Origin of the sequence: Aerococcus urinaehominis (genome assembly GCF_001543245.1) — a bacterium.
GTDB classification, from domain to species: domain Bacteria; phylum Bacillota; class Bacilli; order Lactobacillales; family Aerococcaceae; genus Aerococcus; species Aerococcus urinaehominis.
In genome coordinates, this window is sequence record NZ_CP014163.1 from 1,446,334 (window position 1) to 1,465,451 (window position 19,118).

The 19,118-nt window shown below is 42.7% G+C and carries 16 protein-coding genes and 1 riboswitch; all 16 genes read left to right on the top strand.

The genetic code is table 11. The features are described from left to right. Positions 1-8 precede the first annotated feature (8 nt). A complete protein-coding gene (mutS, locus tag AWM75_RS06710; RefSeq protein ID WP_067979939.1) occupies positions 9-2,675 on the top strand; it encodes a DNA mismatch repair protein MutS in 2,667 nt (888 codons plus the stop codon). Continuing rightward, entirely contained in the window at positions 2,662-4,608 is a 1,947-nt protein-coding gene (gene mutL, locus AWM75_RS06715) for a DNA mismatch repair endonuclease MutL (RefSeq protein WP_067979942.1), read from the top strand. The genes mutS and mutL overlap by 14 nt, the downstream gene beginning before the upstream one ends. A 57-nt stretch (positions 4,609-4,665) precedes the next feature. Further along, the gene (gene msrB, locus AWM75_RS06720) at positions 4,666-5,097 is read left to right on the top strand and encodes a peptide-methionine (R)-S-oxide reductase MsrB (protein ID WP_067979945.1); all 432 of its coding nucleotides are present in this window, start codon (positions 4,666-4,668) and stop codon (positions 5,095-5,097) included. Positions 5,098-5,103: 6 nt separating this feature from the next. Further along, positions 5,104-5,718 (top strand): Holliday junction branch migration protein RuvA, encoded by a 615-nt coding sequence (gene ruvA, locus AWM75_RS06725; RefSeq protein WP_067979948.1) that lies wholly within the window; start codon positions 5,104-5,106, stop codon positions 5,716-5,718. Positions 5,719-5,749: 31 nt separating this feature from the next. Next, positions 5,750-6,748: a Holliday junction branch migration DNA helicase RuvB gene (gene ruvB, locus AWM75_RS06730; RefSeq protein WP_082702129.1), complete on the top strand. Its 999-nt coding sequence runs from the start codon at positions 5,750-5,752 to the stop codon at positions 6,746-6,748. Between the two features lies 1 nt (position 6,749). Next, positions 6,750-7,814: a tRNA preQ1(34) S-adenosylmethionine ribosyltransferase-isomerase QueA gene (queA, locus tag AWM75_RS06735; RefSeq protein ID WP_067979953.1), complete on the top strand. Its 1,065-nt coding sequence runs from the start codon at positions 6,750-6,752 to the stop codon at positions 7,812-7,814. A gap of 20 nt (positions 7,815-7,834) precedes the next feature. Then, positions 7,835-11,224 carry a DNA polymerase III subunit alpha gene (locus AWM75_RS06740; RefSeq protein ID WP_067979955.1) on the top strand — a complete coding sequence of 1,130 codons (3,390 nt, stop codon included), beginning with the start codon at positions 7,835-7,837 and terminating at the stop codon, positions 11,222-11,224. Positions 11,225-11,314: 90 nt separating this feature from the next. After that, positions 11,315-12,280 (top strand): 6-phosphofructokinase, encoded by a 966-nt coding sequence (pfkA, locus tag AWM75_RS06745; RefSeq protein WP_067979958.1) that lies wholly within the window; start codon positions 11,315-11,317, stop codon positions 12,278-12,280. Between the two features lie 15 nt (positions 12,281-12,295). Next, a complete protein-coding gene (gene pyk, locus AWM75_RS06750) occupies positions 12,296-14,059 on the top strand; it encodes a pyruvate kinase (RefSeq protein WP_067979961.1) in 1,764 nt (587 codons plus the stop codon). Between the two features lie 114 nt (positions 14,060-14,173). After that, a complete protein-coding gene (locus tag AWM75_RS06755) occupies positions 14,174-15,034 on the top strand; it encodes a CvfB family protein (protein WP_067979964.1) in 861 nt (286 codons plus the stop codon). An 18-nt stretch (positions 15,035-15,052) separates the two neighbouring features. After that, entirely contained in the window at positions 15,053-15,535 is a 483-nt protein-coding gene (locus AWM75_RS06760; protein WP_067979966.1) for a Fur family transcriptional regulator, read from the top strand. Continuing rightward, the gene (gene xerD / locus AWM75_RS06765) at positions 15,528-16,421 is read left to right on the top strand and encodes a site-specific tyrosine recombinase XerD (RefSeq protein ID WP_143236659.1); all 894 of its coding nucleotides are present in this window, start codon (positions 15,528-15,530) and stop codon (positions 16,419-16,421) included. Before AWM75_RS06760 ends, xerD begins: the two co-directional genes overlap by 8 nt. Positions 16,422-16,483: 62 nt before the next feature. Then, positions 16,484-16,852, top strand: coding sequence for a GNAT family N-acetyltransferase (locus AWM75_RS06770; RefSeq protein ID WP_067979972.1), 369 nt, complete (start codon positions 16,484-16,486; stop codon positions 16,850-16,852). Further along, positions 16,845-17,615, top strand: a complete 771-nt coding sequence (locus tag AWM75_RS06775; RefSeq protein ID WP_067979975.1) for a segregation and condensation protein A — start codon at positions 16,845-16,847, stop codon at positions 17,613-17,615. The genes AWM75_RS06770 and AWM75_RS06775 overlap by 8 nt, the downstream gene beginning before the upstream one ends. Positions 17,616-17,617: 2 nt before the next feature. Then, positions 17,618-18,187, top strand: coding sequence for an SMC-Scp complex subunit ScpB (gene scpB / locus AWM75_RS06780; protein ID WP_067979977.1), 570 nt, complete (start codon positions 17,618-17,620; stop codon positions 18,185-18,187). A gap of 1 nt (position 18,188) precedes the next feature. Beyond that, complete coding sequence (locus AWM75_RS06785) at positions 18,189-18,908, top strand: pseudouridine synthase (RefSeq protein ID WP_067979980.1); 720 nt, start codon at positions 18,189-18,191, stop codon at positions 18,906-18,908. A gap of 56 nt (positions 18,909-18,964) precedes the next feature. Then, a riboswitch (FMN riboswitch) is annotated at positions 18,965-19,079 on the top strand. The last annotated feature ends 39 nt before the right edge of the window (positions 19,080-19,118 follow it).

Below are 19,118 nucleotides of genomic sequence, written 5' to 3' on the forward strand. Positions count from 1 at the left end.
AGACCTTGATGGCGAAAAAAGACAAGCAAACGCCGATGATGGCCCAGTATTTAGAAATGAAGTCCCACTATCAAGATGCCTTTCTGTTCTATCGTTTGGGTGACTTCTATGAGCTATTTTACGAGGATGCTGAGCAGGCTGCCCAGATATTAGAAATTACCTTAACCTCACGCAATAAAAATGCCGATAATCCAATCCCAATGTGCGGTGTTCCTTATCATTCAGCCGATGATTATATCGAAAGCCTCATCAATAAGGGTTATAAAGTGGCGATTGCGGAGCAGATGGAAGATCCTAAATTAGCTAAAGGCATGGTTGAGCGTCAGGTGGTTAGAGTTTTAACCCCAGGGACCTACTTGGATAAAAGGCAAGGGCACAGTGACAACAATTTTTTGGTTGCTCTGATTAACCAGAATCAAGCATATCACCTAGCCCATGGTGATGTGGGCACTGGTGAATTAAGAGTGACTAGTTTGAAGCATCTAGATAGTGTCATTACTGAGTTAAACCAGTTGGCAGCTAAAGAATTAGTGCTAGGTCAGGAATGGCCAGCTGACCAACTAAATGCTTTAACAGGTCAAAATGACATCACCATATCCTACCATCAGATGACAGATGAATCGGCTGAATTTGCGCATATTTTAAGTGAAATCAGTCAACCAGTCCAACGTCATGTCGTAAGCTTACTATTAGATTATGTCCAAGAAACCCAGTTTCAAAGTCTTGATTACTGGCAAATTGCCCAGGCTTATGAGGTGGACCATTATTTAATGATGGACCATTTTGCTAAACAAAATTTAGAATTAACCAGTTCTATCCGCAAACAGTCTCGACAAGGCTCTCTACTAGCCTTTTTAGATCAAACTAAGACAGCTATGGGTGGGCGTAAATTAAAACAGTGGCTAGAGCGCCCTTTGATTAATCAGGAACAAATTGAGCGACGTCATGATCAAGTTGCTGACTTAATTGATTTCTTCTTTCAACGCCGGACTATCCAGGACCAATTAAAAAATGTCTATGATTTGGAGCGACTGGTCGCCAAGATTGGGTTTGGCAATGTCAATCCGCGCGAACTATTGCAATTAAAACGGTCACTCTTAGCTATTCCAGATTTATTAGCTGGCCTGCAAGATATCGAAGCGAGCAGCCACAAAGATATGAACTGGCAAGATTTGCTGGCTAAAATTGATGACCTACCAGAAATTGTCGATTTAATAGGCAAGTCAGTTGATGAAGATAGCCAAGCGGTTTTAAAGGATGGTGGCGTCATCAAGGATGGCTTTAATAGTGATTTAGACCGCTATCGTCAGGCCATGCGTCATGGCAAAACCTGGATTGCAGAGCTACAAGCTAGCGAACGGGAAGCAACAGGTATTAAATCTCTAAAAATTGGTTTTAATAAAGTTTTTGGCTACTATATTGAAGTGACTAAGGCTAACCTCCAGCACTTGGACCCTGACCGTTATGAAAGAAAACAAACTTTGACGAATGCTGAACGTTTTATCACACCAGAGCTAAAAAAAGTTGAGCAAGAAATATTAGAGGCTCAAGATCGGTCTTTAATTTTAGAACATCAGCTTTTTATTGAGGTTCGCGACCAGGTCAAGACCTACTCTAGTCAGCTCCAGCAGCTGGCCGCAGCTGTTGCTGAGCTTGATGTTTTACAATCATTTGCTGAGGTTTCCGAAAACTATCAATTCTGTCGACCTAAACTACAGACAGGCAGCCACCAGCTAAAAATTGTTCAAGGGCGCCACCCTGTTGTTGAGCAGGTGATTGGTCACGACCAATTTGTAGCCAATGATTTAGAAATGGGGCCAGAATTGCAAACGGCCTTGATTACTGGTCCTAATATGTCAGGGAAATCAACCTTTATGCGCCAGGTTGGCTTGATTGTTATTATGGCTCAAATGGGCTGCTTTGTTCCTTGTCAAGAGGCAGAATTGCCGATATTTGATAAGATTTTTACCCGCATTGGAGCAGCTGATGACCTCTTAGCTGGGCAATCAACTTTTATGGTAGAAATGATGGAGGCTAACCAGGCCTTACAAAAAGCAACTGACAATAGTCTGCTGCTCTTTGATGAAATTGGCCGGGGAACTTCAACTTATGACGGTATTGCCTTGGCCCAAGCTATATTAGAGTATCTTAACCAACATTTGCGAGCTAAAGTGCTATTTTCAACCCATTTCCATGAGTTAACAAAGTTGGCGGAGAAAATTAAGGGATTGGAAAATATTCATGTTGGTGCTGTTGAAGAAGACGGGGAGGTCATTTTTCTTCATAAAATATATCCCGGCGCAGCAGACCAATCTTATGGTATTCATGTTGCTAAACTAGCGGGCATGCCACAAGAACTCTTGCAAAATGCGCAGGGTATTTTGGCCCAATTAGAGGCCGATAATCAGGCTGGTCCAGGTTTTGATTGCCAGGTAGACGCCAGTTCAGTTGCGCCTATAGTCAGCCAAGACCAGGCTGACTTAGGGGGGACAGAAGTTGATTCAGTCCAACAATTATCTTTATTTACAGCGGATTCGGATCAAGACTTAGCTTACCAGGAAATTTTAGAAAAAATACGTCAGGTTTCCCTCTATCAAATGACCCCCTTGGAGGCACAGTTATTTATCAATGACTTGCAAAATGACTTGAAAGGAGTAGACCATGGCCATTCATGAATTAGCACCCCAAGTTGCTAACCAGATTGCAGCTGGAGAAGTTGTTGAGCGACCTGCCTCAGTCGTTAAAGAACTTTTAGAAAATGCAATTGATGCTGGTGCTAGCCAAATCGAAATTCAAGTAGAAGAGGCTGGTTTAAGGGCCATTCAGGTAACTGATAATGGCTGCGGTATGAATGCGGCTGATAGTCAGCTAGCTTTTAAACGTCATGCTACTTCTAAAATTAGTCGATCCCATGACCTCTTTCGTATTCATACCCTAGGCTTTCGTGGTGAGGCGCTGCCATCAATTGCCTCTGTGGCGGAAGTACAGTTAGAAAGTTCTGATGGTGAGCGTGGCCAATTGGTTTATGCCCAGGCCGGGGAGATTATTGCAGTGGAACCCAGTCACTTGCGTCAGGGGACTACGGTACGGGTAGAAAATCTTTTTTACAATACCCCAGCTCGCTTGAAGTATATAAAAAGCTTAAATACTGAATTGAGCCATATCACTGATATTGTAAACAGGATGGCTCTGGGGCATCCAGATATCCAATTTACTTATAGTCATGATGGTCAGCAAATTTTGGCTACTAATGGCAAGAACCGTCTCCAGGAGGTTTTGGCTGCAGTATATGGCTATAAAACCGCCAAAGATATGATTGCTATTTCCGGAGAATTGCTAGATATTAAGCTGTCTGGCTATGTCTCCTTGCCTCAACTAACTCGGGCGCGGCGCAATTATATGTCAATTTTTTTGAATGGCCGTTATATAAAGAACTATTTGCTCAATCAAGCCATTGAGAAAGGCTATGGTTCTAAACTTATGGTGGGACGCTATCCTATTGCGGCCCTGCATATTGAAATGGATCCACAATTAGTCGATGTTAATGTCCATCCAACCAAGCAGGAGGTCAGAATTTCTAAGGAAAAGGATCTTTATGATTTAGTTATTAAAGCGATTGATCAAGTGCTGGCTCCTCGCCAACGGATTCCTCGTCCCCTAGAGGCTGAAGGAAATCATGAAGCCAGTAAGCATAGCCAGCAAGAAAAAAATAGCCAACTAAATCTTTTTAGTCCAGCTAGCAATCTGATAAAAGAAGTGGCTAACCTTAGTGAGCCTGGTCAGTCGGAACCTGGTTCAAATTATGGCAGTGATTATGGTGCTAGCCTATCAAATCATGCAGCTGGTCCCAGTCCTAGTCTGACTTTTGATTCAATTCAAACTGAAGGTGAGGGAGCAGACAAGTTTGGTCCGGTGAGTCATGCACTGTCTAAACAGGACATTCCTAGCAGACACCAACAAGATGTTTGGACAACAGTTAAGAAAGTAAAACAACAAGTAGCTAGCCAGGATAATCGGTCTTTTCCTCAATTGGATTATATAGGCCAACTACACGGCACTTACCTCCTAGCCTCTACGCCAGCTGGATTCTACATGGTTGACCAACATGCTGCCCAAGAACGGATTAAATATGAATTTTACCGGCAAAGTATTACTAGCTATGGGGACCAGCTTCAAGATCTCCTTATACCGATTGTTTTAGAATTTCCGAGTGATCAAGCTCTGGTTGTCAAAGACCTACAGTCAGACTTGGCTGATATGGGCATTAAGCTAGAATCTTTTGGCCCCAACACTTTTATCCTCAATCACCATCCCCTGTGGATGGGGGAACAGCATATTGAGGAAATTGTTCATGATTTGATAGACTTACTTTTAATTGATCCAGAGGCCAGTTTAGCAGACTACCGTGAGGCTACGGCTATTATGATGTCTTGTAAAAGATCAATCAAAGCTAATCACTATTTGGATGATCGCCAGGCCCGCCAATTATTAGCTGATTTAGCGACTTGCGAAAATCCATACAATTGCCCACATGGGCGACCGGTCTTAATTTTTCTATCTAACTATGACATTGAAAGGATGTTTAAACGGATCCAAGATCCTCATTAAACAGATAAGACCCAGGCTTAGCCAAGAGATGGTATACTTATTTATAGGAGTGATAAGATGACTAATAAAGAGGAACGTTTAAAAGAATTAACAGATATCCAATATGAAGTGACACAAAACGCTGGTACTGAACGGCCTTTTTCAGGCCAATACGATGACTTTTACGAAAAAGGCATTTATGTAGATATTGTTGATGGCACACCACTTTTCTCATCGGCAACCAAGTTTAATGCCGGCTGTGGTTGGCCGAGCTTTAGTCGTCCAATTGAGAATAATGAGATAAAAGAAGTTGTTGACAAATCCCACGGGATGATTCGTACTGAGGTACGTAGTCAAGGTGCTGATTCTCACTTAGGCCATGTTTTCCCTGACGGACCGAGTGACCAAGGTGGCTTACGCTATTGCATTAATTCAGCTGCCCTCAAGTTTATTCCTTATGATGAGATGGACCAAGCAGGCTACGGGGCCTATAAAGATGTGGTGGAGTAAGGAAATATGTATGAATATTTAAAAGGCTACGTCACTGCCATATACAGTGATAGTCTAGTCTTAGATGTAAACGGGGTTGGCTATCTGATTTATATAGCCAATTCCTATCGTTTTACTGATCAAATAGATCGAGGCTTAGTAACCATATATGTATATCAATCTATTAGTCAAGATGCTGTTCGCTTATATGGATTTGCTGACCAGGAGGAAAAGATTCTTTTCCTGCAACTGATTTCGGTATCGGGTATTGGTCCCAAATCAGCTATCTCCATTCTATCTTTGGGTGACCAAAATGGGCTTGTCCAGGCAATTGAAGCTAGTGATAGCCAGTTTCTAACTAAATTTCCTGGCGTGGGCAAGAAAACGGCTCAGCAAATTATTTTGGACTTACAGGGTAAGCTGCCTCAGCTACTGCCAACCTTGGCAAGTGAGCCACTTGGTCAGGAAGTGAATGGGTCAATGACTGAAGCTTCTTTAGAGGAGGAATTACGCCAAGCGCTGCTTAATCTAGGCTTTAGTCAAAGAGATGTTAATCGGGTGGTGAAACAGATTGATTACACCCAGGTTTCTGGGACTGCAGAAGCCATTAAATTAGCCTTGAAATGTATAACAAGTAGCTAAAGAAGGGAGGGGTTAGCTAGTGAGTGATGATATGAGTTATCTGTCTGGTGATTTTCAGGAGACTGGTGATGATCAGGAGCAAGGCCTACGTCCGCAACGACTGGTGGACTATATTGGCCAGTCAGAAATGAAAGAGGAGCTGAGTATCTATATCCAGGCTGCTTCTGGCCGGGAGGAGGCGCTTGACCATGTCCTCTTGTATGGACCGCCCGGTTTGGGTAAAACTACCCTAGCTACAGTTATAGCTCACGAAATGGGGGTTAATATTCAATCCACATCAGGACCTGCTATTGAAAAAACTGGCGATTTGTTAGTCTTGCTAAATGAACTCCAGGCCGGCGATGTCCTCTTTATTGATGAAATCCATCGTCTACCGCGAGTAGTAGAGGAGATGCTCTACTCAGCTATGGAAGATTTTTATGTGGATATAATAGTAGGCCAGGATGAAGCAGCTTATCCTGTGCATTTTCCCCTGCCTCCTTTTACCTTAATTGGAGCGACTACTAGGGCAGGTGCCCTATCTCAGCCCTTGCGGCATCGTTTTGGTATTGTCAAGCATATGCGTTACTATACGGAAGCGGAGTTGGCTGCAATTATTCAGCGAACCAGTAAGGTTTTAGCTACACCCATTGACTCAGCAGCATGTCTTGAGCTTGCGCGCCGGTCACGTGGTACGCCGCGAATCGCCAACCGACTTTTTAAACGGGTGCGCGATTTTGCTCAGGTCTACCATAACGATGGCCACATCGATTTAGCAGTTGTTAACCAGGCCTTGACTGTTTTGAATATTGACCAGATTGGTTTGGATGAAACTGACCGTCGACTATTGCAGTTAATGATTGAGTTTTACGATGGGGGGCCAGTCGGTCTATCTACTTTGGCCGCCTCGCTGTCAGAAGAAAAAGCTACGATTGAGGATATGTATGAGCCCTACCTTATCCAGCAAGGCTTTATGCAACGGACACCGCGTGGTCGGATGGTTACCGGTAAAGCCTATGATCATTTGAATATACAAAGGAAAGAAGATTAGCATGACTTTAACCACTAAAGATTTCGATTTTGATTTACCAGAAGCACAAATTGCCCAGAAACCAACTGAAGACCGTCTGGCTGCCCGCCTTTTAAAATTAGATGCCCAAACAGGTGACTACCAAGATAGCATGTTTGAAGATCTATTGACTGAGTTAAATGCAGGCGATGTATTAGTTTTAAATGATACAAAGGTTTTACCAGCTCGCTTATACGGGCAAAAAGCAGAAACAGGCGGCCATGTTGAGGTGCTCTTGTTGAATAATACAGAGGGTGACCAGTGGGAGTGTTTGGTTAAGCCGGCTCGACGGATTAAAACTGGTACCAAAATTAGCTTTGGCGATGGCCGCCTCCAAGCAGTGGTGACTGATGAATTAGACCACGGTGGTCGGATGGTTACTTTTTCCTACCAAGGCATATTTTTAGAAGTATTAGAATCTCTGGGCGAAATGCCCTTGCCACCCTACATCCACGAACGCTTGGAGGACAAGGACCGCTATCAGACGGTATATGCTAAAGAAGCAGGCTCTGCAGCGGCGCCAACAGCTGGTCTTCATTTTACGGTTGACTTCCTAGACCAAATTAAGGCTAAGGGTGTAGCTATCGCTTACCTGACTTTGCATGTTGGGCTGGGTACTTTTAGACCAGTTAGCGTTGAGAATTTAGCTGACCACCAGATGCATTCTGAGTTTTATGCCTTAGATGAAAAGAATGCTGCTATTATAAACCAAGCTCGCCAGGCAGGTGGTCGAGTGGTGGCGGTTGGCACGACAGCCATTCGCACCCTAGAGTCGATTGGTCAAAAATATGCAGGCCAAATCAAGGCAGATTCAGATTGGACAGATATTTTTATTGCCCCCGGTTACCGCTTCAAAGTTGTTGATGCCTTTGTCACTAACTTCCATTTGCCCATGTCAACTTTAATTATGCTAGTATCGGCTTTTGCTGGCCGCCAGCAGGTTCTCGCCGCCTATCGTCATGCAGTTAAAGCCGGCTACCTTTTCTTTTCTTTTGGAGACGCCATGTTTGTTAAGGGCCCCCAATACAGCGGGAATCCAGAGGCTTAAATTTGTAAAGGAGTCTATTTATGCTTGCCCTAGATGTTCGTTCTGCTTATAGCCTGCTAAGTTCACCCCTTGACTTATCAGATTATGTTAGCCAAGCTAAAGCGCTAGCTTATCCAGCTTTGGGTCTAGCTGACCGTAATGTTATGTATGGAGCCTGGCAATTTTACCAACTCTGTCGGCAAGCGGGTATCAAGCCTTTAATCGGCATGACCTTGGTTTTACCAAGTTTAATGGCTGGTCAAGCTGAGGAAGAATGGCTGGTTTACGCCAAAAATTATCAAGGCTATCAGAGACTAATGAAACTTTCCAGTCTCATGCAAACAGAAAAAGACCTCAGTAACCGCCAGGTCTATGACTACTTAGTAGCCAACCAGGCGGATTTTCTGCTTATCATGCCGGCCTTAGAAGGTCGGCATATTCAACTAATTAAGGCCGGGCATGCCAATGTTAGGGCAGAAATGAAACAGGTGATAACTGATTTTGAACAAATCTATATTGGCTTGTCACCTCTTGAGGCCGACAATTATCACTTAGACCAGGTCCTATCCATAGCTGACCAATTACAAATTCCTTTATTAGCTTTACCGCCGATAAAATATTTGGAACCCCATGACTTAGCTAGTCTTAAAGTGCTCCAAGCGATAGATAAAAATCAACCACTTGACCAACCAGAAATATTAGCCGATATGTCTGGTCCATACTATTTATGGTCTCAAACAGACTATGAACAAGCTTATCAAGATTTAGGTGTAAGCAATCGTTTGGTTGATTCAGATATAATTTTAAATCAGTTAAATCTGGACATGCCTAAACAGCGCTTGCAGCTACCACATTATCCTGTACCGGACGGGGATAATCCAGCTGATTATTTGGCCCGGTTAGCCTATCAAGGTTTGGCAGAACGTACCGATAATAGCCAGGCCTATCAAGACCGCTTAGACTATGAATTAGCTGTGATTCATGATATGGGCTTTGATGATTATTTTCTGATTGTTTGGGATGTTATGGATTATGCCCACCGTCAGCAAATTCAAACCGGACCAGGTCGGGGATCAGCTGCAGGTGCTTTGGTTGCTTATGCCCTCTATATTACTGATGTTGATCCCGTAGCTAACGCCTTACTCTTTGAGCGGTTTTTAAATCCAGAACGTCAAAATATGCCTGACATTGATTTAGACTTTCCTGATAATAAGCGCCAAGAAATCATTGACTATGTGGTAAGGAAATACGGCCCGGAACACGTGGCACAAATTGCTACTTTTGGAACCTTTGCGGCCCGCCGTGCCCTAAGAGATGTTGGGTCGGCTCTTGGGCGTGATCAGCAAAGTTTATCGCGTTGGTCCAATACGGTGCAAGGCGACCAAAATGTCGATATTAAGAATCTTTTCCAAAACTCGCATGCCCTTCAGCACCTAGTAGCTGAAGATCAACTGGGGTCGACCTGGTTAGAAATAGCCCATAAAATTCAGGGGCTCCCCCGTCACGTTTCTACTCACGCCGCAGGTATCATCCTTAGCGACCAGCCGTTAACCGATAATGTGCCCTTGCAGGCATCCAATAACCATGTCCCACTATCTCAATACACCATGGGAGATGTCGAGGCAATTGGCCTGTTAAAGATAGATTTTCTTAGTTTGATTAATTTAACAATCCTAGCTAATAGCCTTGCAGCTGCGAGTAAATTGGCCAAAAAAAAACTAGAGCCGCTAAGCTTTGATCGGGAGGACCAGGCTGTCTACCAAGTTTTTCGTGATGGCGATACCAATGGGGTCTTCCAATTTGAATCCGAGGGGATTCGTCAGGTGTTAAAAAGGGTGGCACCTACTTCTATGGCGGATGTAGCTGCTGTTAATGCACTCTATCGACCAGGCCCCATGCAGCAAATTGATCATTTTGTTAATCGTAAGCATGGTCGTGAAGCCATTGCTTATCCCCACCCAGATTTAGCTGATATTTTAGCGCCAACTTACGGTGTAATGGTCTATCAAGAGCAGGTTATGCAGGTAACCAACCGCTTAGCTGGTTTTTCACTTGCTGAGGCCGATATTTTGCGTCGGGCTATCTCTAAGAAAAATGAGGGGCAACTGGCAGCTATGCGTGATAAGTTCCTGAATGGGGCGCAAAAGTTAGGCTACAGTCAGGCAACAGCTGACCAGGTTTTCCAATATATCGAAGCCTTTGCCAATTATGGGTTTAATAAGTCTCACGCCTATGCCTACTCTTATCTGGCCTATCAGTTGGCTTGGCTTAAAGTTTATTTTCCTGCCGCCTTTTATTTTGGTAATTTGCGCAGTCATAGTTTGCATGATAGTAAGGGTAAGCTATTAGTCCAAGAGGCTAAAGAACATGGTGTGACGATTTTGCCACCAGATATTAACCTATCGTATTATGACCTAACTGTGATAGATGACCAGACCTTGAGATTGGGTTTGTCTGATATTAAGGGACTGAACAAACCTTTAATTAGGGATATTTTATCCAGTCGGCAACATGAGGGTAGCTTCAAAAATTTAAAAGATTTGGTGACTCGTCTTAACTCTAAATACTTAAAAGAAGACCAACTGGCTAAGCTAGCATGGGCCAATGCATTAGATTGCTTTGCTATGAACAAGCGCACCCTTATAGAAGAGGCTATTCCAAAATGGTTGACCCATGCTAGTTTATTTGCTAGTCCAGGGCAACAGTTGTCTTTGGATTTTGGTAGTCATAACCAAAGTTTTCAGGAACAATTTGAGCCACAGATTAATCAGTTAACTGAGTATGATAGTCGCACTTTGTTGACAGGTGAACAAGAGACTCTGGGGCAATCCTTAACTGTTGACCTCTACTCTGATTATCAATATTTTTATCAATTAGGAATTTTAAAGAAAATCCATAGCCTAGGCGCTCAAGAAAAAGTAACTGTCTTGGGAGAATTAGTCACCAAAAAACAAATTAAAACTAAAAAAGGCCAGCAAATGGCTTTTATAGACTTACAAGATGATACGGCCACGATCGAGATGGTGGTATTTCCCCAAGCCTTTATTGAGAATGCGAGCGTTTTATTGACCGGAGATCAAGTGATGGTACAAGGGCGGACACAGCTACGCCAAGATCAGCTTCAACTGGTGGTTGACCAGGTCTACTCTTTAAACGATAAAGTTAAGAAAAAATTATCTGACCAAGCCAAAAAAATCCAGGCTAAGCGCCAACTGTATATTCGTGTTAGTGACCGTCAACAGGCTAGTCAATTAAAACCAAGCCTTCTTGCTGTCTTGGCCGAAAATCCGGGACCGAATAGGGTATCTATAAGCATGGAGGCTGAACAGGAAACGTATCGGCTTGGGTCTAAATATAGCGTTCTTGCCAATAAGCAGGTCGTTAACCAACTGAGAACAATTTTTGGGTATGATAACGTTATCTTGTCTTAATTAGACAAGATTTGCTATAAAATGGCGACATCTCAGTTAAAAAATGCTATTATAGTTTTGTTGAGAAAAATCATTCAACGAGGTGGGAAAATGGTAAAAAGGATTGGCGTTTTAACTAGTGGTGGGGATGCTCCCGGCATGAACGCAGCGATTCGCGCAATTGTCCGTAAGACAATTTATGATGGTAATGAAATTTATGGCATTCGCTATGGTTATCGCGGCTTAGCCGAGGGTGACATTTATCAGATGACGATTGACAATGTGAGTGACCTCTTAGCTCGTGGTGGGACCATGCTTTATACTGCCCGCTATCCAGAGTTTAAGACCAAGGAAGGCCTAGAGAAAGCAATTGAGCAGCTTAAAAAATTTGGCATCGATTCACTGATTGTTATTGGTGGCGATGGCTCCTATCGTGGTGCCCGTTCCTTGTCACAAGCAGGATTTCCGACAATTGGTATTCCTGGTACGATTGACAATGATATTCCAGGTACTGATTACACAATTGGTTTCGATACGGCTTGTAATACAGCCTTAGATGCAATTGATAAATTGCGGGATACAGCAACCAGCCATATTCGTACTTTTGTAATCGAAGTAATGGGCCGTAATGCTGGAGATATTGCCTTGGTAGCGGGTATTGGCTCAGGCGCGGAGCAGATTATTATACCTGAAGCCGACCTAGATATGGATTTGATTGTTAGCGAAATCGATGCTGGCCGCGAGCGTGGTAAAAAGCATACGATTATCGTGCTAGCCGAGGGTGTGATGTCAGGCCATGAATTTGCTGAAAAATTATCAGCTTATGGTAACTACCATGCCCGGGTAACTGTACTTGGCCATGTTCAGCGTGGTGGGTCACCATCAGCGCGAGACCGCATGTTAGCCAGCTCTTTTGGCTATGCTGCTGTTGAATTGTTGAGCCAGGGTAAATCTGGTGTTTGTGTTGGCATCCGGGGTGAAGAAATTGTCTATGGGGATATTATTGACACCCTAGACCAGAAACGAGAATCTGTCTTAAAACCGCTAGCTAAAATTAATGAAGAAATTTCGTATTAAAGGAGAATTTGAATCATGCAGAAAAAAACTAAAATCGTATGTACTATTGGACCAGCTTCAGAATCTTTAGAGACCTTAGTGGCCCTAATTGAAGCTGGTATGAACGTTGCCCGTTTAAACTTTTCTCATGGCGACCATGACGAACATTTAGCTCGTATTGAAAATATTCGTAAAGCGAGTGAGCAAACTGGTAAACGTGTTGCGATTTTATTAGATACCAAGGGTCCTGAAATCCGTACCCACAACATGGTTGATCATGCACCTGTCTTCCTAGAAAAAGGTAGCGAAGTGCGTATTGCTATGAATGAGGTTGAAGGTGACGCAAGCAAGTTCTCTGTGACTTATCCTGAATTAATCAATGATGTTGCCGAAGGTAGCCATATCTTAATCGATGATGGTCTAGTTGATTTACGGGTAACTGCCATTGACCAAGCCAACCAAGAAATCGTTACAATTGTTGAAAACTCAGGTATTATTAAAGACAAAAAGGGTGTCAATGTACCTGGCGTATCAATCCAATTACCAGGTATCACTGAAAAAGACGAAGCTGATATCCGCTTCGGTTTAGACAATGATATCGACTATATTGCTGCTTCATTTGTGCGTAAACCAGCTGATGTGTTGGAAATCCGTGAAATCTTAGAAGAGACAGGTAACGAAACTGTTCAAATCATTCCTAAGATTGAAAACCAAGAAGGCGTGGATAACTTAAACGAAATCCTTAAGGTATCTGATGGTTTAATGGTTGCCCGTGGTGACCTTGGGGTAGAAATCCCAACTGAGATGGTGCCAGTTGTGCAAAAAGAAATGATTCGTCAATGTAACCTTCAAGGTAAGCCAGTTATCACTGCCACTCAAATGCTGGATTCAATGCAACGTAACCCACGACCAACACGTGCGGAAGCATCTGACGTTGCTAATGCTATCTATGATGGTACTGACGCCATTATGCTTTCAGGTGAAACAGCTGCAGGGGACTATCCAGTTGAAGCAGTGCAAACGATGACTCGGATTGCCCAAACCACTGAGGCACAATTAGTAAATCGCCCAGTTCGGCAAATTAAAGAGTTTGGTAAGGGTGATATGGCCGAAGCAATTTCTCAATCAGTTGCTTATACTGCTAAAAATCTAAGCATCAACACCATCGTTGCTGCTACAGAATCTGGTCATACGGCTAAGATGATTTCTAAATATCGTCCAAATGCGATGATTTTAGCCTTAACCTTTAGCGAAAGCCAAGCTCGTAAACTAATGTTAGCTTGGGGGGTTGACCCACGTGTTTCTGATAAACCAGCGACCACTGATGATATGATGACCAAAGCTGGTGAAATTGCTCTGGCTTCTAACTACGCTAGTGAAGGCGACTTAATTATCGTAACTGCTGGTGTACCAGTTGGTGAACGTGGTACAACTAACTTGATGAAGATTCAATTGTTAGGTGAAAAATTATCTGAAGGTAACGGTATTGGTGATAGCTCAGTAGTTGGTCATGCAGTAGTAGCTGCTTCAGCAGAGGAAGCTAATCAAAAAGTTCAAGCTAATTCAGTCTTAGTTATTAAAGAATCAGATGCTAGCTACAATGATGCCATCTTGAAGGCGGCAGCAGTTATTGTGGAAACTGGTGGCTTAACCTCACATGCAGCTATTGTAGGGGTAGATTCTAAGACACCTGTAATTGTTGGCGCTGAAAATGCTACTTCAGTTATTAAGGATGGTCAATTGATTACTGTTGATGCCCGTCGTGGTATCATCTATGATGGTGCGACAACCACTATCTAAAGCATGGTTATAAATAATGAGTAGGCATTTTGCCTACTCATTATTTTTTTGTTGTTTAAAATGTTATAATATAAAAGATAACTTGAAAAAATTATTTCTAGTAGAGGAAAGTATATGAATCAAGAACTAGGCAGTGTTGTTACTGCATTAATAACTGATAAAAATGACCAGGGCTATTTTGTGCAAAGATCAGGGCTTACCTATAAATTACTAGCAGCCAATGAAGACTATCAATTAGGGGATACGGTCAGGGGCTTTATCTATGAGAATAGTAAGGGTCAAAAAATAATGACCCAGGACCTACCCAGTGTTAGACAGAATCGTTATGCTTGGGCTCAGGTCACGAGCGTGAAAAAAGATCTAGGCGTCTTCACTGATATTGGCTTGCCAGATAAAGATATTGTGGTCTCTTTAGATGACCTGCCAACTATTGCCCATACCTGGCCTAAAATAGGCGATTACTTATTTATTCGTTTAGAAGTTGATAAAAAGAACCGGCTATGGGGTAAACTAGCAGAGGAGCATGTTTTTCAAGCGATTAGCTATAAGTTGCCGAGTCACAGCCGTAAATTTAATAACCAGGAAGTAACAGCTAGGGTTTACCGCGCTAAGCTAGCAGGTAGCCAACTCCTCACTGAAGATTATCATTTAGCCTTTATTCATACGAGCGAGTTTGATGAAGAGCCGAGATTAGGTGAACAGGTAAAGGGTCGGGTGATTGGTGTTGGGCAAAATGGTAATTTGAATTTGTCATTGAAGCCACTAGCTCATGCGGTTTTGGACGATGATGCCCTAATGATCCTGGCTATGCTTGAAAGGCGGCCAGACGGATTTTTACCCTTTAATGATAAGAGTGATCCCCAGGCGATTAGAAATCATTTTGGCTTATCGAAGGCTCAGTTTAAACGGGCTTTAGGTCGATTAATGAAGGATAAAAAAATCACCCAAAATACTGAGGGGATTGAGAGAATTTAGGAGATGAGGAGGTCGCTTATGGAAACGGAAGAATTGCAAACTTTGACTAGCCGCGTCCAAGAAGCAGGCTTTAAATTAACCCCACAAAGGCGAACAACTATTGAAGTCTTGGCTGACCATGACAATAAAATGTTAACAGCAGAGGAAATATATATGGCAGCCCGTGATAAGAATGCTTCAATTGGTCTAGCCACTGTTTATCGCACACTGGAAATTTTAACAGAGCTAAATATATTAGCCCGGATGACCTTTGATGATGGTCAAGCCCATTACAGTTTAAAAGGGCAGCGATCTCGTCACTCGCACCACTATCTCTTGTGCACCTCATGTGGTCGCGTAGAAGAAGTGCAGGAAGATATGCTCTCAGACTTGGAAAAAGAAGTTACGAACCGCTACCATTTTAAAATAAGTGACCACCACCTTACTATGCATGGCTTGTGCTATGATTGTCAGTTAGCCCAGATGACTTCAGAGATTGATGCCTACCATGACCATGACTAACCAAGACTTGATTGAGGCTTTTTTGGTTGCCATGTGGGTTGAACGTGGTCTGGCAGAAAACACCATCTCTGCCTATCGCCAAGATCTTGGACAGGCTAGTCGTTTACTAGCTGACCGAGAGGTAAAATCATTCATGGATGCTAGCCGTCAAGATATTGTGGCTAGTTTGGGGGATTTAAGAATGGCCGGAAAAAAAGCAACTACTATTAGCCGGTATTTATCGACCTTAAGACATTTTTATAAATTTTTACGTTTGGAATATCAATTAATCGATAATCCTATGCTAAACATTAGCCAACCCAAGAAGCAGGAACGTTTGCCACAAGTTTTAACAATTACTGAGGTGGACCGTTTATTAGCCAGTCCAGATACTAGTCAGCTTTTGGGCTTAAGAGATCGGTCCCTTCTAGAATTGATGTATGCTTCTGGTTTGCGGGTTAGTGAGTTAATTCAACTAAAAATGGATGATGTCCACCTGGAAATTGGTTTTCTACAGACCATGGGTAAGGGTGGAAAGGAGCGGATTATCCCAATTGGGGACCAGGCTAGCTATTGGTTGCTTGAATATATAAACAAAGCTCGACCCAAATTGATTAAAGATCAGAATTTTGATGAAATTTATCTTAATTTTCGTGGCCACCCCCTAACCAGACAAGGTATTTGGAAAAATTTAAAGGCGCATGTCAGGCAAGCGGGTATCACAAAGCCGGTCAGCCCACATACGCTGAGACATTCCTTTGCCACGCATATCTTGGAGAATGGCGCTGATTTACGGGTGGTCCAAGAATTACTGGGCCATAGTGATATTTCCACCACCCAGATTTATACCCATGTGCATACCTATCATATGCAAGAAATTTACCGCCAAAGTCACCCGCGGGCTTAAGAGATTGCACGACTAGCCAATTTGTGCTATCGTGAAATTAATTCTGAATAAGGAGTAGACATATGCTAATTCCATATATAGCAAAATACGAAAAAGTTGTTATGGGTCTTTTAGCTTATATCGATGAGTTCAAAGATTTTGAAAACTTGACTGAAGAAATGGATAAGATTCAAAAGGGTGCCCGCCAACTTTACCTTTGGAGAAATGAAGATTCTGATAATATTATTGGAATTGTAGGTTTCGATAAAAAAGATGAAGATCAGACCTTGATTATACGCTATTTATCCATCAACCCTTCCTTTAGAAACGAAGGACTAACGGTTGATATTCTGTCGGCATTAAAGGATGAATTCCCTATCTTTTCCTTGAATGGTACGCTGGAAACATCCGGTATAATAAAAAATTGGGCCCAATCAAAAGATCATGACTAATTCGCAAGGGTCTCAAGATCCAACTTACATCGAACTAGCGGCCTTTGCAGGGCCGCTAGATTTACTTATGCATTTGATAAAAAAGCATGAATTAGATATTTTTGATATCCCGATTGCTTTAATTACAGACCAGTATTTGTCTTATATAGAAGGCCTAGAAGCTTATAACCTAGAAAATACAGGTGATTATCTGCTGATGGCAGCTAGTTTAATAGCCATAAAGAGTCAGATGTTATTACCACGGGAGGAGCTACCAGCAGGGGATGATGAGTCTGATCACCAAGATCCTCGCCAACCACTTGTTGACCAGCTATTAACCTATCAGCGCTATCAGGAGGCTAGCCAGGTATTAGACCACCTTCAGGCTGACCGGGCTCTAACATATTCCAAGGCTGCCGAAGATCTATCTGAACTTCAGGCCAAGATTCCCTTAGCTGAGGATGAAATTGACTTGGATGATTTGTTTAAAGCGCTGAATAAAATGGTGCATCGCCTACAAGCAACTAAGCCCTTAGCTACGCGCATCGTAGGAGATGATTTTAGCATTCAAGCTGGTATGCAGGTTATTATTGAGGGCTTAGCTAAAAATCAAGGCCAAGCTGTTACCTTTTCTAATTTGGTCTTAGGATTGGATCCCTTGAGCCGGGACAGAATTGCTTCCGTCTTTTTAGCTATGCTGGAGCTAACTAAAGAGCAGAAAATTTACTTTAAACAAACTAGCTTAAAAGATGACTTATATTTGTATAACATAGAAGGAGGTTAGACATGATTGCAGCGCTACAAGCCTTACTATTTGTTGCTGGAGATGATGGCATCAGTTTGACCGACTTGTCTCAGTTACTGGGAAAAAAGGCCGAAGTGGTGACCTATCATTTGATGCGACTAGCTAAAAAATTAGCTCAAGATAATGACTCAGGACTAAGGCTAACCTTAATTGATGGTCGCTTTCAGCTAGTAACCAAGAAAAACCAGGCCAATATTGTTCAGCAATATGCTATCTCCCCCTTTTCTGCCAAACTGAGTCAAGCAGCGTTAGAAAGTTTAGCGATTATTGCCTATCGTCAACCAATTACTCGCTTAGAAATTGATGAAATTCGCGGCGTGCAATCATCGGCTATGCTGCAAAAACTATTACAGCGTGATCTCATTGAGGTGGTTGGCCGTCAAAACTCACCGGGTCGTCCCTTGCTTTATCAAGTGAGCGACTATTTTTACCAGTACTTTGGCCTATCTTCCCTGGACCAGCTACCAGATTTAACGAGTCTAGCTGAAGCTAACCAAGCTGAGGAAACCAGTTTATTTGATTTTGCAGATTTAGATATCCAGGAGGACTAAAATGGAACGGTTACAAAAATTAATTGCCCACGCCGGTGTCGCCTCACGGCGTAAGGCAGAAGAGCTGATTAAGGCAGGGCGGGTTAGTCTAGACGGTCAAGTAGTGACAGAACTAGGTACCAAAGCTAGTCGTAAGCAACGAATCGAAGTAGATGGCGTGCCTATTTATAAAGAAGAGCCTGTTTACTACTTGTTTAACAAGCCTGACGGGGTTATCTCCGCGGTTAGTGATGATAAAGGGCGTCAGGTGGTCACCGATTATTTTCCTGAAGTGCTAGAACGGATTTACCCAGTTGGGCGGTTAGACTATCATACGACGGGGCTCTTAATCCTTACTAATGATGGTGAATTTGCCAACCTACTCATGCACCCATCATCAGAGATAAAGAAAACTTATGTTGCTAAGGTAGAGGGTATAATCAGCAACCAGCAACGTCAGCAATTAGAGCGAGGCGTGGTTATTGATGGTCGTAAGACTGCACCAGCTCAGGCTAAAATTTTATCCACTGATTCAGAAAAAGAACGGACAGTGATTAGACTAACCATACATGAAGGACGTAATCGTCAAGTTAGAAAGATGTTAGAAGCAGTCGGCCACCCGGTTTTAAAATTAAAAAGAGAACAATATGGTCAGCTGACTCTCGATAAACTAGCAGCAGGCGCTTACCGGCCTCTTGCCAAGTACGAAGTGGACCATTTAATCCATTTAGCTAAGCACTAGGCTTGCAAATACATTAAATCTGGTTTATAGTAGATTTAAATAAATATAAAAATATGGAAAATCTTCGGGGCAGGGTGAAATTCCCGATCGGCGGTAAAGTCCGCGAACCAATTTGGTTGAACTAGTGAAATTCTAGTACCGACTGTATAGTCAGGATGAGAGAAGAAGATACTGGGTGCCCAGTGTCTATTTTTGCAAACTCTTTTTATT